This is a genomic window from Niveibacterium sp. (assembly GCF_041909475.1).
Lineage (GTDB): Bacteria > Pseudomonadota > Gammaproteobacteria > Burkholderiales > Rhodocyclaceae > Niveibacterium.
The window spans coordinates 87,997-103,292 of the sequence record NZ_JAYRDJ010000002.1 but is presented as its reverse complement, the minus strand read 5'-3'; the positions used below and the strand labels follow the sequence as shown (position 1 = coordinate 103,292).

General features: G+C 66.4%; 13 protein-coding genes. 11 read left to right on the top strand and 2 right to left on the bottom strand.

Annotation, left to right across the window (positions count from 1 at the left end):
- The first annotated feature begins 51 nt into the window (after positions 1 to 51).
- The 7 genes from ACE3P0_RS02690 to ACE3P0_RS02660 all read left to right on the top strand — a co-directional run bounded on the left by ACE3P0_RS02690 (position 52) and on the right by ACE3P0_RS02660 (position 8,724).
- Positions 52 to 2,295, top strand: a complete 2,244-nt coding sequence (locus ACE3P0_RS02690; protein WP_374399555.1) for an Orn/Lys/Arg decarboxylase N-terminal domain-containing protein — start codon at positions 52 to 54, stop codon at positions 2,293 to 2,295.
- 119 nt (positions 2,296 to 2,414) lie between these two features.
- A complete protein-coding gene (locus ACE3P0_RS02685; protein WP_374399553.1) occupies positions 2,415 to 3,080 on the top strand; it encodes an OmpA family protein in 666 nt (221 codons plus the stop codon).
- A 209-nt stretch (positions 3,081 to 3,289) separates the two neighbouring features.
- Positions 3,290 to 4,702, top strand: a complete 1,413-nt coding sequence (locus ACE3P0_RS02680) for a TolC family protein (protein WP_374399551.1) — start codon at positions 3,290 to 3,292, stop codon at positions 4,700 to 4,702.
- Positions 4,699 to 5,670: an HlyD family secretion protein gene (locus ACE3P0_RS02675; RefSeq protein WP_374399549.1), complete on the top strand. Its 972-nt coding sequence runs from the start codon at positions 4,699 to 4,701 to the stop codon at positions 5,668 to 5,670. Before ACE3P0_RS02680 ends, ACE3P0_RS02675 begins: the two co-directional genes overlap by 4 nt.
- A gap of 3 nt (positions 5,671 to 5,673) precedes the next feature.
- Positions 5,674 to 6,849: an ABC transporter permease gene (locus ACE3P0_RS02670; protein ID WP_374399547.1), complete on the top strand. Its 1,176-nt coding sequence runs from the start codon at positions 5,674 to 5,676 to the stop codon at positions 6,847 to 6,849.
- Positions 6,846 to 8,000 carry an ABC transporter permease gene (locus tag ACE3P0_RS02665; RefSeq protein ID WP_374399545.1) on the top strand — a complete coding sequence of 385 codons (1,155 nt, stop codon included), beginning with the start codon at positions 6,846 to 6,848 and terminating at the stop codon, positions 7,998 to 8,000. The genes ACE3P0_RS02670 and ACE3P0_RS02665 overlap by 4 nt, the downstream gene beginning before the upstream one ends.
- A 46-nt stretch (positions 8,001 to 8,046) precedes the next feature.
- Complete coding sequence (locus tag ACE3P0_RS02660; protein ID WP_374399543.1) at positions 8,047 to 8,724, top strand: MarC family protein; 678 nt, start codon at positions 8,047 to 8,049, stop codon at positions 8,722 to 8,724.
- A gap of 65 nt (positions 8,725 to 8,789) precedes the next feature.
- Here ACE3P0_RS02660 and ACE3P0_RS02655 read toward each other — a convergent pair whose 3' ends face one another.
- Complete coding sequence (locus ACE3P0_RS02655; protein ID WP_374399541.1) at positions 8,790 to 9,278, bottom strand: dihydrofolate reductase; 489 nt, start codon at positions 9,276 to 9,278, stop codon at positions 8,790 to 8,792.
- Positions 9,278 to 10,072, bottom strand: a complete 795-nt coding sequence (locus ACE3P0_RS02650; protein WP_374399539.1) for a thymidylate synthase — start codon at positions 10,070 to 10,072, stop codon at positions 9,278 to 9,280. Before ACE3P0_RS02650 ends, ACE3P0_RS02655 begins: the two co-directional genes overlap by 1 nt.
- A 126-nt stretch (positions 10,073 to 10,198) precedes the next feature.
- Here ACE3P0_RS02650 and ACE3P0_RS02645 point away from each other — a divergent pair, with 126 nt between their 5' ends.
- From ACE3P0_RS02645 to ACE3P0_RS02630, 4 genes are all read left to right on the top strand, one after another.
- Positions 10,199 to 11,671 (top strand): hypothetical protein, encoded by a 1,473-nt coding sequence (locus ACE3P0_RS02645; RefSeq protein WP_374399537.1) that lies wholly within the window; start codon positions 10,199 to 10,201, stop codon positions 11,669 to 11,671.
- A 90-nt stretch (positions 11,672 to 11,761) separates the two neighbouring features.
- Positions 11,762 to 12,730 carry an acetyl-CoA carboxylase carboxyltransferase subunit alpha gene (locus tag ACE3P0_RS02640; protein WP_374399535.1) on the top strand — a complete coding sequence of 323 codons (969 nt, stop codon included), beginning with the start codon at positions 11,762 to 11,764 and terminating at the stop codon, positions 12,728 to 12,730.
- Complete coding sequence (tilS, locus tag ACE3P0_RS02635; protein ID WP_374399533.1) at positions 12,723 to 14,075, top strand: tRNA lysidine(34) synthetase TilS; 1,353 nt, start codon at positions 12,723 to 12,725, stop codon at positions 14,073 to 14,075. Before ACE3P0_RS02640 ends, tilS begins: the two co-directional genes overlap by 8 nt.
- Before the next feature lie 105 nt (positions 14,076 to 14,180).
- Complete coding sequence (locus ACE3P0_RS02630) at positions 14,181 to 15,272, top strand: hypothetical protein (protein ID WP_374399531.1); 1,092 nt, start codon at positions 14,181 to 14,183, stop codon at positions 15,270 to 15,272.
- The last annotated feature ends 24 nt before the right edge of the window (positions 15,273 to 15,296 follow it).

Sequence of the window (15,296 nt, the reverse complement as noted above, 5' to 3'; positions counted from 1 at the left end):
TGCCACCGCACCGGCCCCGTTTTTCTCTTTTGGCTTCGCGGAGAATCCGCCATGCGTTTCGATTTCCCGATCATCATCATCGACGAGGACTTCCGTTCGGAAAACGCCTCGGGCCTCGGTATCCGTGCATTGGCGGAGGCGATCGGTAAAGAGGGCATGGAAGTGCTCGGCGTCACGAGCTACGGCGACCTGACCTCGTTCGCGCAACAACAAAGCCGTGGCTCGGGCTTCATCCTGTCGGTGGATGACGAGGAGCTGACCTCGGACGAAGCGGAAGAGACGATCGGCGAGCTGCGCGCCTTCGTGCAGGAGATCCGCTTCCGCAACCCGGACATCCCGATCTTCCTGCACGGCGAAACGCGCACCAGCCGCCACATCCCGAACGATGTGCTGCGCGAACTGCACGGCTTCATCCACATGTTCGAGGACACGCCGGAGTTCATCGCGCGCTACGTCGTGCGCGAGGCCCGCGCCTACCTCGACAGCCTGCCGCCGCCCTTCTTCCGCGCGCTGGTGCATTACGCCGCCGACGGCTCGTATTCGTGGCACTGCCCGGGGCACTCCGGCGGTGTTGCCTTCCTGAAGAGCCCGGTCGGCCGCATGTTCCACCAGTTCTTTGGCGAGAACATGCTGCGCGCCGACGTGTGCAACGCGGTCGATGAACTGGGCCAGCTGCTCGACCACACCGGCCCGGTTGCCGCGTCGGAACGCAACGCCGCGCGCATCTTCAATTCCGACCACCTGTTCTTCGTCACCAACGGCACTTCCACGTCGAACAAGATCGTGTGGAACTCGACCGTGGCGCCGGGTGACATCGTGGTGGTGGACCGCAACTGCCACAAGTCGATCCTGCACTCGATCATCATGACCGGCGCGATTCCGGTGTTCCTGATGCCGACGCGCAACCACTTCGGCATCATCGGCCCGATTCCGAAGAGCGAATTCAGCTGGGAGAACATCCAGAAGAAGATCGCCCGGAACCCCTTCATCACCGACAAGAACGCCAAGCCGCGGGTGCTGACGATCACGCAGAGCACCTACGACGGCGTGCTCTACAACGTCGAGGAAATCAAGCAGGAGCTCGACGGCAAGATCGACACCCTGCACTTCGACGAAGCCTGGCTGCCGCACGCCGCCTTCCACGACTTCTACGGCGACTACCACGCCATCGGTGCGGACCGCCCGCGCTGCAAGGAGTCGATGATGTTCTCCACGCAATCGACGCACAAACTGCTTGCCGGCCTGTCGCAGGCTTCGCAAATCCTGGTGCAGAACTCGGAGAACCGCCACCTCGATCTGGCGAGCTTCAACGAGGCCTACCTGATGCACACCTCCACCTCGCCGCAGTACGCGATCATCGCCTCGTGCGACGTCGCGGCTGCGATGATGGAGCCGCCCGGCGGCACCGCGCTGGTCGAGGAGTCGATCGCCGAAGCGCTCGACTTCCGCCGCGCCATGCGCAAGGTGGACGAGGAATGGGGCGCGGACTGGTGGTTCAAGGTCTGGGGCCCGGACTACCTCGCCGACGACGGCATGGCGCTGCGCGAAGACTGGATGCTGCGCGCCGAGGACCACTGGCACGGCTTCGGCAAGCTCGCCGAAGGCTTCAACATGCTGGACCCGATCAAGGCGACGATCATCACGCCGGGGCTGGATGTCGAGGGCCACTTCTCGGACTGGGGTATCCCGGCGAGCATCCTCACGCGCTACCTCTCCGAGCACGGCATCATCGTCGAGAAGACGGGCCTGTACTCCTTCTTCATCATGTTCACCATCGGCATCACCAAGGGCCGCTGGAACACCATGGTGACCGAGCTGCAGCAGTTCAAGGACGCCTACGACAGCAACCAGCCGCTGTGGCGCGTGATGCCGGAATTCATCGCCAAGCAGCCGCGCTACGAGAAGATCGGCCTGAAGGATCTGTGCCAGCAGATCCACGATTTCTACGCCACCAAGGACGTCGCTCGCCTGACGACCGAGATGTACCTGTCGGACATGGAGCCGGCGATGCGGCCGACCGACGCGTGGTCGAAAATGGCGCACCGCGAGATCGAGCGCGTGTCGATCGACGAACTCGAAGGCCGCATCACCGCGATGCTGGTGACCCCCTACCCGCCGGGGATCCCGTTGCTGATTCCGGGCGAGCGTTTCAACGCGACGATCTGCAACTACCTGAAGTTCGTGCGCGAATTCAACGAACGCTTCCCCGGCTTTGAGACCGATGTGCACGGCCTCGTCAGCGAAGTGGTGGACGGCAAGAAGAAGTATTACGTGGACTGCGTACGCCAGGGCTGACACCGCGCGAATCACCACACCCGAAAAGCCGCGCAAGCGGCTTTTCACATTTTTGCGGATACGATTCCGCCGGCGCGGGCGCAAAATTCGGCGATTGATCCAGCTGATTGGAGAGCCCCATGCAAATCACCCGACTGGCCTGCCTGCTCGCCGCAGCGAGCCTGACGCTAAGTGCCTGCGCGACCATGGACGAAAGCTCGCAGGAGAAAGCCAAGGGCACTGGCCTGGGTGCGCTCGGCGGTGCCGCAGCGGGCGCAATCATCGGCGCTGTCACCGGCAGCGACAAGATCGGCCGCGACGCCGCGATCGGCGCAGCGGTGGGCGCGGCGGGTGGCTACATCTGGTCTTCGCACATGGAAAAGCAGAAGCGCGAGATGGAAAAAGCCACCGCAGGTACGGGTGTGGCGGTTTCGCAAACTAGTGACAACCAGCTCAAGCTGGAAGTGCCGGGCGACTTCTCGTTCGACACCGGCCGTGCCGACATCAAACCGAACATGCGCCCGGTGCTGGACCGCTTCGCGACGACGCTGAACGAGAACCGCGCAACCCACATCCGCATCATCGGCCACACCGACAACACCGGCTCCGACGCGGTGAACGACCCGCTGTCGCTGAACCGCGCCGCCAGCACCCGCGACTATCTTGCCGACCGCGGCGTGGCCAGCAACCGCATCAGCATCGACGGCCGTGGCGAACGCAACCCATTGGCGAGCAACGACACCGCCGAGGGGCGCGCCCGCAACCGACGCATCGAAGTGTTCGTCGCGGAGCCGGCGGGCCGCTGAACACTCCGAGCATGTGCGGGGCGCTGCGTTGCGTACGCCCCGCCAGCACGGCAAACATGAGAAGGCGCTGAAAAGTTGCAGCTTTCCAGCTGGACTCGTAATTGCCTGAGCAGTAACGTGAGCGCTACCATGCGCTTCCGCTGAACCGAAAAAACACCGTGTTCAAACCCGCCAGCGCCCTCGCTTGCCGCCTTCTCCGCGCCCATTCCTTGCGCCCCGTCACCGCCCTGGTGCTGGGCGTCGGCCTCGCCTGCGCGCAGGCTGAGCCGATGAGTTTTGAAGCCGCCCAGCTGCGTCTCACCGACAAATCCGGCACGCTGCGCGCGGCACGCCTGAACCGCGAAGCCCGCGAACTCGAGGCCGAAGCCACGCGCTCGCTGTCACTGCCGCAGGTGAACGCGACCGTGGCGTACTCGAAGCTGGAGCGCGACTACGAAGTCGACGTCGCGCCGATTACCGGCGCGCTGAATCAGGCGGTCGGGGCGATCGGTGGCGCTACGGGTGTCAAGCTGCCCGCGCTGCCCGCCACCCTCGACTACAAGTACAAGAACGAAGGCGTGCGGCCGATCCTCGGCTTCAACTGGCCGCTGTTTACCGGCGGCAAGATCAGCGCCACGCAGGATCTCGCCACCGCGCGTACCGCCGAGGCTGGCGCCGAACTGCGCCACACCGAGGAAGCGCTCACCACGCAACTGGTGAAGTACTACTACGGCCTGCAACTTGCCGAACACGCGGTGGCGGTGCGCACTGCGGTGCTCGACGCCCTCACCCAGCACCTGCATCAGGCCGAGCGCTTCGAGAAGACCGGCCTGATCGCGCGCGCCGACCGGCTGCATGCGCAAGTCGCCTACGACGAGGCGCAGCGCAATCTGTTCAAGGCGCAGGACGATCGCACACTGGCGCAGATCGCGCTGAACCGCATGCTCGCCGCGACACAGGACGTGGTCCCCTCATCACCGCTGTTCGTACGCAGCACGCCGGTCGAGCCGATCGAGCGCTGGACCCAGCAGGGGCTTGCCGCGCATCCGGGGCTCGCGCTGCTCGACGCCAAGCGCCAGCAGACCACGCAACTCGAAACCATCGCCCGCTCGGCGCTGCTGCCGGAAGTGTTCGCATTCGGCAGCTATCAGCTCAACAAGGAAGTGCTGACACCGGTCGAGCCGGACTGGATCGTCGGCGTCGGCGTGCGCTTCACGCTGCTCGACCGCCTCGACCGCAGCAGCATGATCGCGGCGAGCCAGCGCCAGAGTGCAGGCGTAACCGCTTACACCGAGCAAGCGCGCGACGACATCTCGACGCTGATCGAAAAGCGCTGGCGCGAGCTGGAACAGGCACGCCAGCGCTATCTGCTGCTCGAGTCGAGCATCGCGCTCGCGAAGGAAAACGTGCAGCTGCGCGAACGCGGCTTCGGCGAAGGGCTCAGCACCTCGCTCGATCTGGTCGACGCGCGGCTGTCGCTGTCGCGTGCAGAGATCGACCGTGCCCAGGCCGCGCGCGATTACGTCGTCGCCCTCGCCGAACTGCTCGAAGCCAGCGGCCAGAGTGAGCGCTTCAACGAATACGCCGCCCACGCCGACATCCGTATCGAACGCCCCACCCTTACCGCGGGCCGCCAGCCATGAACGCCAGATCACTTGCCGCCACCACCGTCGGGCTCGCCGCGCTAGGCCTTGTTGCCTGGGGCGTATGGGCCGCCACCCACCCGGCCCCCTTGCCGATCCAGGGCCAGATCGAATCGCGCAGCATTGATGTCGCGAGCAAGGTGCCTGGGCGGGTCGCCCGCGTACTGGTGGAGGAAGGCCAGCGCGTCACCGCCGGGCAGGCACTGTTCGAACTCGAAAGCCCGGAACTCGATGCCAAGCTCGCGCAGGCCACCGCGGCGCACGATGCCGCAGAGTCCGTCAGCACCAAGGCGCAGACCGGCGCGCGCAGCGAAGAGATTCGCATGGCCGAGCTCAACTGGCAACGCGCGGTCGCCGCGGCGGAGCTGGCCGAGACCACGGCCCGGCGCATTGCGTCGCTGTACCGTGAGGGCCTCATCGCCCAGCAGAAGCACGACGAGGCACAAACGCAGGCCCACGCCGCCCGCGCGCAGGCCGACGCGGCACGGGCGCAGTACGACATGGCGCGCAACGGCGCACGCAGCGAAGACAAGGCCGCCGCCGCCGCGCAGGCCAGGCAGGCAGCCGGCGCAATGTCCGAGGTGCAGGCCTATCGGCGCGAGACACGCATCCTTGCGCCGGCCGCGGGCGAAGTGGCGAAAGTACAGATCCATGCCGGAGAAATCGCACCGCAGGGCTTTGCGGTGATCTCGCTGGTCGACCGCAGCGACAGCTGGGCACTGCTGAACGTGCGTGAAGACCAGCTCGCACGCTTCAAGCAAGGCGCCGAATTCGACGCGGAACTGCCGGCACTCGGAAAGACCCTGCGGATGAAAGTCACCTGGTTGGCGCCGCTGCCGGATTTCGCCACCTGGAAGAATGTGCGCGGCACGCAGGGCGTCGATCTGCGTACCTTCGAAGTTCGAGCCAAACCGCTTGTGCCACCGCCCGAGCTGCGGCCCGGCATGAGCGTGATCGTACGCCCCTGAGGCATGACGGCTCCGGCCTTCCGCCGCAGCTTGCGGCGTGAGCTATCACACCTCGCGCGCGACCGTTGGGACCAGGCGCTGCTGCTGTGGTTGCCGCTGCTGACCGGCCTTTTGATCGCCGCGATCTTCAGCGCAGGCCAGATCCGCGATCTACCGGTCGGCCTGATCGACGCCGACCACTCGCCGCTGTCACGCCAGCTCGCGCGTCTGATCGATGCCGCACCTGGGATGCGCATCACCGCAGCGCCCGCCGACCATGCGGCCGCCATGCAGGCAATGCGCACCCGTTCGCTGTACGGCGTGATCGAGATTCCGGAAGGCTTCGAGCGACGCATCAAACGAGGCGAACAGGGTGACGTGCTGTGTTTCTTCAACGCCCAGTTCGCCACCGCGGCCGGCATTCTGGCGAAGGATGTGCAGGCCGCAACGCTGACCTTCGGTGCGGGCATCCGCATGGTCGCGCGCGAAAAGCGCGGTGAATCCGCGATCGCGGTACGCGACAGCGCCCAGCCGATCAGCCTGCGGCTCACCAGCCTCTACAACGAATCGACCGACTACCAGACCTTTCTCGGCGGCGCGCTGGTGCCAGCGATCCTGCAGATCCTGATCATGGTGGTGGGTGCGAGCGTCGTCGGCCGCGAGATCCGCGACCGCAGCCTGCCAGCCTGGCTCGCTGCGGCGGACGGGCAGCACGCCAGCGCGTTGCTCGGCAAGCTGCTGCCTGCCTTTGCCGTGTTCAGTGCGTGGGGCGTCGCCTTCCTGCTCGCCTGGGGCCCCTTGCGGGGTGAGATGGCGAACACATCGCGGGTGATCCTGATCGCCGGCATGCTGGTCATGGTGGCGGCCTACCTGCTGCTGGGCGCGATGGTGGCCGCCGCAACCGCCAACCTGCGTAGCGCGCTCAGCGTGGTCGGCTTCTACACCGCGCCCGCCTTCGCCTACGTCGGCCAGGCTTTCCCCTTGATCGCAATGCCTGCCGCCGCGAAGGCGTGGGCGGCGATCCTGCCGCTGACGTGGTGGATTCAGTTGCAGAACCAGCAATGGTTGATGGGCGCACCGCTCGCCGCGTCCGCAACGCCGCTTGCGACTTTGCTGCTGATGCTGGTGGTAGGTGCAGTCGGCAGCCTGCTGGCGCTGCAACGCGTTGCCGTGCAACCGGAACGCTGGGGGGCGCGATGAGCTTCCTCCGCGCCATGCTCGCCACCTGGCGTGCGGTACTCGCCGACCTCGGCGCGGTGCTGCTCCTGCTCGGTGCCTGCGTGGCGTATTCGTTCTTCTACCCCTTGCCCTACGAACGTGAGAAAGTCGAACGGGTGCCGGTCGCAGTCGTCGATCTGGACGACTCACCGCTGTCGCGCCAGCTGGTCCGCTTCGCGATGGCGAGTCCGCAGCTCGACGTGCTGCAAGTGGGGCGCGACCTGCCGGCCGCCCAGGCGGCGCTCGCCAGCGGCCAAGTGATGGGCGTCGCGCTGATTCCTGCCGGCCTGAAGGCGGATGTGCAACGCGGCAAGCGCACCGAAGTGCAGATTGCCGGCAACGCCGCCTACGCGCTGATCAACAAGACGGTGCTGAGTGGCTTTGCGGCAGCAGCCGGCACGGTGTCGGCCGGCATCGACGTGCGCCGCTTTGCCAGCCACGGCGCTTCGACGCAACAGGCGATCGACGCCGCGCTGCCGGTGAACTACATCGCACGGCCGGTGTTCAACGTCGATGAGGGCTACGGCAGCTACGTGGTGCCCGGCGTGGCGCCGCTGATCGTGCAGCAAACGCTGGTGATCGGCATATCGCTGCTGCTCGGGCTGTGGGCCGAACAACGGCGCGCTGGGCAAGCACCGCTGCCGACACGTCTGCAGGCTCAACCGTGGTCCGGCTTCTTCGGGCTGTGGGCCGCATTTGCCCTGATCGGCCTGCTCAACGCCTTGTACTACTTCGGCTTCGTGTTCCACTTCCAGGGCTATCCGCAAGCACCCCGGCTGGCCGAGATGCTGCTCGTCGCCAGCCTGTTCGCACTCGCCTCCAGCGCCTTCGGCCTGTGCCTCGGGCAGTGTTTCGGCGTGCGTGAGCGGGGCATGCAGTTGCTGCTGTTCTCGTCGATTCCGATGCTGTTCGTGTCCGGCTTCCCATGGCCGGCCGAAGCCCTGCCCGAACCGATCGCGACGCTACGCTGGCTGCTGCCCTGCACGCCTGGCATCCAGGCATCACTGGCGGTGAACCAGCTCGGCGCGCCGTTTTCTGCGATCTCGGCCGAGGTGTTCGCGCTGCTCGCGCACAGTGTCGGCTGGGGCACGGCCGCCGCGTGGCTGTTCCGCCGCCGCTGGGCGCCGCAGTAAGGCGGCTTGCGGCACAATCGCGCTTTGCCTCACTGGCGCCGGCCCGATGCTCGATATCCTTCAGTACGCCGTCAAGAACACCGCACTGATCCTCGCGGCGCTGCTGCCGATCATCAACCCGCCCGGCGGCGCGCCGATTTTCCTGCTGCTCACGCGCGGCGCATCGGCCGACACCCGCCGCTACCTCGCCCGCCAGGTCGCATGGAATGCGTCGCTGCTGCTGCTTGCCGCGATGTTCATCGGCTCCTACGTGCTGGAGTATTTCGGCATCTCGGCCGCCACGGTGAGGGTGGCCGGCGGCATGCTGGTTGCCTCGATCGGCTGGAAGATGCTGCAGACCGACGACGCTCACCACGACGACGCCAGCTCGCATATTGAATGGACCCGCCCGGTGGCCGAGAGCCGCGCCTTCTATCCGCATACCTTCCCGCTCACCGTCGGGCCCGGTTCGATCGCGGTTGCGCTGACGCTGGGCGCAAGCGTGTACCAGGGCGGCAAACGCCCGATCGCCGCACCGCTCGGCGCGCTGCTCGCCGTGCTGATCGTCGCGATCATCATCTACCTCTGCTACGGCTTTGCGGATCGCATCGTCGGCCTGCTCGGCAAGACCGGCACCACCGTGATGCTGCGCCTCACCGCCTTCGTGCTGCTGTGTATCGGCATCGAGATCTTCTGGGGCGGCGCGTCCGATCTGCTGGAGCCATTGCTGCAGCAGCGGCGCTGACGAGACCAATAAAAAGGACCCGGCGGGTCCTTTTTTAATTGCTTGGCCACGCTCGCGTGGCGGCATCAGGTACGCACGTAGTCGACGAACTCGAACGCGTGATCATTGGCCTCGTCGGCCGGATGACCCTCACGGCGAACCTCCGTGAAGCCGGCGTCACGCCAGTCAGGGAAATGGGCATCGCCCTCGACCTCGGCCTGCACTTCGGTCAGACACAGCTCGTCCGCACGCGGGAGCGCCTCGGCGTAAAGCTGCGCGCCGCCGATGACGAAGGCACGCTCGACCTCGCCACACAGCGCCAACGCTTCGTCCAGCGAATGCACGATCTCGGCCCCTTCGAGCTTCAGATCGCGCTGACGCGTGACGACGATGTTGCGCCGCCCCGGCAGGGGGCGGCCGAGCGAATCCCAGGTCTTGCGGCCCATCACGATCGGGTGGCCGAGCGTGAGCGCCTTGAAACGCTTGAGATCGTCACGCAGGCGCCACGGCAGCGCGTTGTCGCGGCCGATCGTTCCGTTGCGGGCAACTGCGGCGATCAGGGCAAGCTTGGTCATTACACAGCCACCGGAGCGGAAATATGCGGATGCGGGTCGTAGCCTTCGAGCGTGAAGTCTTCGAAGCGGAAGGCAAACAGATCCTTCACGTCGGGGTTCAAGCGCATCGTCGGCAGCGGCCGTAATTCGCGCGAAAGCTGCAGGCGGGTCTGGTCGAGGTGATTCGAGTACAGATGCGCGTCGCCCAGCGTATGCACGAAATCGCCCGGCTCGTAGCCACAGACCTGCGCGATCATCAGCGTGAGCAGCGCGTAACTGGCGATGTTGAACGGCACACCGAGGAAGATGTCGGCGCTGCGCTGATACAGCTGGCACGAAAGCTTGCCGTCCGCCACATAGAACTGGAACAAGGCGTGGCACGGCGGCAAGGCCATCTTGTCCACCTCGCCCGGGTTCCATGCGCACACCAGATGGCGACGCGAGTCCGGATTCTTCTTCAAACCCTCTACGAGCTGCGTGATCTGGTCGACGGCGCGGCCGTCCGCGGTTTCCCAACGCCGCCACTGCTTGCCATACACCGGACCGAGTTCGCCGTTTTCGTCGGCCCACTCATCCCAGATAGAAACCCCGTTGTCCTTGAGGTACCGGATATTGGTGTCGCCCTGCAGGAACCACAGCAGTTCGTGGATGATCGAGCGCAGATGCAGCTTCTTTGTGGTGACAAGCGGAAAGCCTTCGGCCAGATCGAAACGCATCTGCCAGCCGAAGACCGAGAGGGTGCCAGTGCCCGTGCGGTCGGACTTGTGGTGACCGCGTTCGAGCACATGGCGCATGAGTTCGTGATACTGCCGCATGGGTAAAGCCCGGCCGAAAAAAGCCGTCATTGTACCGGTGGTGAGGCGTGCAAGCCGGCGCAAGAACAAGATAGTGAGCGCGCCGCCCGCAGCGTAGAATCGTGACGGAGTTCACATAGAGTTGGCATGCTCAAGCTATTCCCATCCAATCCGGAGCACCCCCTGGCCGATCTGCGCGAGTTGCAGCGCGCGGTCACGGAAATCGGCGCGCACACGCCCGATGATGCGTTGCGCGAGGCGACGGGCTGGCTGGAAACCGTCGGCGCCCCGGACGAAGGAAGCGACCCAACCGCCTTGCTGCGCCTGCTGGTCAGCTTCGACGAAGCGATGCAGCCGCACGCCCGCGCGCTGGCCGACCGCTATGTCGAGAGCCGCCTCAAATGGTCGCCGAGCTCCACCGCGCGCTGGCTCGCCACGCGCAGCTTCCTGCGCCTGCTGTGCGAACGCTACGAAGATCTGCTGCGGCTGCTCGGCAACGGCCGCAAACCCTATGTGCAACTGACGGCCGACGTGGCAGTACGTCTGTTACGTGCCGCAAGCGCCGCCCAGCGCTGGGACGCATTGCGTTATGGCCCCTACGATCCGGGCCACTGGCGGCGCTGTGGTCAGGCCTATCTGGCCGCCGCACAGCACGGCCTGCTCGACCAGCCGGTGCGGCTGCGCAGCAACCGCCAGACCGAAACGACCACGGCACGCGAGTACCTGCGCACAGTGGCCTTCGCCACCGCGGCAATGGATGAGCTCGACGAACGCCAGATCCTGCTCGCGGGCCATGTCATTCACTATGTGCTGGGCACCTTGCGCCTGACCGACACCCCGGAGCGCGACAGCGTGTTCTGGGTCGACCCGTCGCTCGGCCAGGCGCCGATGCGGATGGCGCGACCGCCCCAGGCCAGCCCGACGGTGCGTTACTTCAGTGGCGGCGCCACGCTGGACACCTTGTTCGAGATGGAACTGCTGGTCCGCGGCGGTACGCTGCCGCCCGCCCTAGGCATCGAAGCCGACGACGCGCCTTACCTTGCCCCCTTGCTGCGCCACATCGCGCGACACTGGTCCGAAGAGCCGCCAGTGCGGCGCCACCGGCGCCACGCCCTGCCCGGCCAGCTTCACGTGATCGAAGGGCTTGAGCCGCTGGCCGAGCTGCTGTCCGGCAACGCCAGCGCCCCCATGAGCCAGTGGGAGCAGCGCGACGCCAGCCTGCACGGTATCGGCCTCACGCTGCCGGTCGATGAACGCAGTCGCCTGCGCGTCGGCGCCCTGCTGGGCCTGCATTCGCACGACGGCACCCGCTGGCTGGCCGGCATCGTACGGCGCATGCAGCATCTGTCGGACAACACCCTGCATATCGGCGTGGAAGTGATGTCGTGGCACCCAATGGCCGCGCACGCCGACGACGGCGCTCAGCATGTGCGCGTGCTGCTGCTCGATCCCCTGCAGCGCGATGCCACGATCCGCCTTGCCGTGCCGCTGCCGGGCGTGAGGCCCGGCGCTCCGCTGTTCCTGCTGGGGCAGAACAAAGCGCTGAAGTTGCTGCCTGGCGAGCTGATCGAACGCGGTGCGGACCACGAAATCCGCTGCTATCAGGTCGCCACGTCCTGAGCGGGCGCCAAATCAACTGCTTCAGCAGTAACGGAATATCCCTGCGAGCCCATCGGGTACAATCGCCCACCTTTCAAAAAGCGGTATGGCATGAAAATCACTGCCCTCGACTTCGAGCAACCGATCGCGGAGCTGGAAACCAAGATCGAAGAGTTGCGCTTCGTACAGGACGACTCCGCGGTCGACATCTCCGAGGAAATCGCCCGCCTTGAAGTCAAGCGCCAGGCGCTGACCAAGGACATCTACGCCAAGCTCACGCCGTGGCAGATCGCGATGGTCGCGCGCCACCCCCAGCGCCCCTACACGCTGGACTATGTGCAGCACCTGTTCACCGACTTCAAGGAGCTGCACGGCGACCGCAGCTTCGCCGATGACAAGGCCATCGTCGGCGGCATGGCACGCTTCAACGGCACGCCCTGCATGGTGATCGGCCACCAGAAGGGCCGCGACACCAAAGAAAAGATCATGCGCAACTTCGGCATGCCGCGCCCCGAGGGCTATCGCAAGGCCGAGCGCCTGATGCGACTGGCCGAGAAGTTCGGCCTGCCGATCTTCACCTTCATCGACACGCCGGGCGCCTACCCGGGCATCGATGCGGAAGAGCGCGGCCAGTCCGAAGCGATCGGTCGCAACCTCTACGTGATGACGGAACTGAAAGTGCCGCTGATCGCCACCATCATCGGTGAAGGCGGATCGGGCGGCGCGCTCGCGATCGCCGTCGGCGACCAAGTGATGATGCTGCAGTACTCAACCTATTCGGTGATCTCGCCGGAAGGCTGCGCATCGATTCTGTGGAAGAGCGCGGACAAGGCATCAGACGCCGCCGAAACCATGGGCATCACCGCATCGCGCCTGAAGTCGCTCGGCCTGATCGACAAGGTGATCAACGAGCCGGTCGGCGGTGCGCATCGCGACCACCGTGCCATGGCGCAAAGCCTCAAGCGCGCACTGGCCGACGCACTGCGCCAGGTGGCCGATCTGCCGACCAACGAACTGCTCGAACAGCGCTATCAGAAGATCATGGGCTACGGCCGCTTCAAGGAGCAGGCGGTTGCCTGATCCAGAGCGGCCCACGGCGCCCGGCCAACCGGGCGCCGTGCCGCTTCTTGAACCACTTGTTGCGCACGTCCAAGCCCGGCTGGCGCGCATCACGCAGCCCGGCCAGACGCTCGCCGCCGCCTTCAGCGGCGGTCTTGATTCCACCGTACTCCTGCACCTGCTCGCCCGCGTCGCGCCTGCGCTCGGGCTAACGCTGCGCGCTGCGCATGTGCATCATGGCCTGCAGGCCGCTGCCGACGGCTGGGCCGCCCATTGCGCCGCAGTGTGCGAGGCGCTCGCGGTGCCGCTGACCACGCTGCAGGTCAGCGTCGATGTCACACACGGCGGCGGCGTCGAGGCCGCGGCGCGAGACGCCCGCCACAAGGCATTGCGCACCCTCGGCGGCGACTGGCTGGTGCTCGCCCACCACCGTGGCGACCAGGCGGAAACCCTGCTGCACCGGCTCTGCCGCGGCTGCGGCGTGCCCGGCGCAGCCGCCATGCGCGAAGCGGATCTACGCGGCGGCAGACCCGGCCTGCTGCGCCCGCTGCTCGACACGCCACGATCGGCGCTGCACGCTTGGGCCAAGGCCGCGGATCTGAGCTGGATCGAAGACCCAAGCAACGCCGACACACACTTCAGTCGCAACTTCATTCGCCACGAAGTGCTCGCAACGCTGAACGCCCGCTTTCCCGGCGCCGAGGCGGCTCTTGCCCGCGCCACGGGGCACTTCGATGAAGCGGCCAGCCTGCTCGACGAACTCGCGAGCATCGACCACACAGCACTCGCCCGAGAAGGTGGCTTGTCGCGTACGGGACTGCTTGCACTGAGCGATGCCCGACTTCGAAATCTGCTGCGGTCACGGCTCGCCGCCCACGGCTATGCGGCGCCCGATACCGATCAGCTCGCCGAGGCCCAGCGCCAGTTGCGCACCACCGCGGGGCCCTGGCGCGCAAGGTTTGGCGCCTGGGCACTGTGCGTCGAGGACGACAACGTGTGGTTCGAGTGCGCGAGCCTGCCGGCAGCCGGGCCCGCTTGCGTCTGGCAGGGCGAAGCCCTGCTTCGCTGGGGCGACGTCGAATTGCACTTCGCGCCGACGCCAAGCAACGGCCTGCAAGTACAACCCGGTTCCCTCATGCTCTCGGCCCGCCGCGGCGGTGAGCGGCTCCGGCCGGATCCGACACGCCCGGCGCGCGATCTCAAAACGCTCGCGCGCAGCGCCGGCATCCCGCCTTGGTGGCGCGCAGCGATGCCCGTGTTCCGTCAAGCCGGAAAAGTAGTTGGCTGGGGCGGAATATGGGACGCAGGTCTGCGTGGCAGTGACGGATGGCACATCACGATTCGTCGCCCCAACGCAAAATTCTGATTCGTCACACCAGCCGGGCAGCCAGGTCTGCGCTACCCGTCTATCATTCACGCTTTTCCGGCCCCCGCCGGCACAACCGACTACACCGAAAGGCCAGGTATCCCGATGGAAACGCGCTACCGGATCACATTCCGGGGTGAGGTGCTCGATGGGCATGTCCGTGAACAGGTCATGCAGATTGCCGCCGAGCGGCTGGGCGCCACAATCGAACAAGCCGGCCTGATGTTCTCCGGGCGTCTCGCGGTGCTGAAAAAGGGGCTCGACCCGGTCAGCGCGCAGCGCTATGTCGCGGTGCTCGCACGCATCGGCATGAAAGCCTATGCGGAGCCGATGCCTGAACCAGCGCGTGCACCGGCTGTCGCGGCGCCCGCAGCACCCGCTCCGGCCGTTGCGACGCCGCCTGCCGCACCCGCAGCTCAGCCAGCCGCCGCGGCCATCGCCAGCGCACCGGCCCCGCAAGCCGCGGATGATGTGCTGGCGCCGGTCAGTTTGCCGGACACACCCGCGCCGTCCTACATGGCCCCGCCGGAACCGGAACGCAGCGCGGGCCTTGCCGAACCGTTCGACCCCGAGCGCACGCATCTGGCGGGCCCGGCCATCGTCGGCGCTACGCAAGCCGGTTTTGAGCGCAGCGAAGGCATTCAACAGCCCTTCGACGCCCGCCATGTCGATACCGCCACGCACTCGGTGATGCCGACGATGATCGTGCCGCCTGCGGCACGCAAGCCGGTCGCGCCGCAAAGCGAGGTAGCCGAAGCCTTGGCCGACATGCCGACCGACGCGGCTGCCGAACACGGCATGGTCGCCACCTACCTGGAGTCGATCCAGTCGCTGACCGCTGAGCCGAACGACGAACCGGCCGCGGACGAAGCGCCGCCAGAGCTGCCGGACTACTATCGGCCGACGCCTCAGCGCGCCGCCGCGCGGATGCAGGAATTGCCGCGCCATACCACCGGCCCGGCAACGGTGACACCGATCGCGCCACCGCAGCGCGTCAACCGCCTGCCGGATCCGCCCACCGTGATGCCGAACCAGCATGCCGCGACAACGATCATGGTGATGGGGCCGGACAGCGACACCCCGGTACCATCGTCGGCACCGGTTGGTGACGGCGGCGCACGCATCCGCCTGATCGCGACCCTGCTGGGCGGCGCGGCGGTGATTGCGCTGATCGTCTGGTGGGTGTCAGTGCGCTGAGCTCGCCACGCCCACAAGAAAACG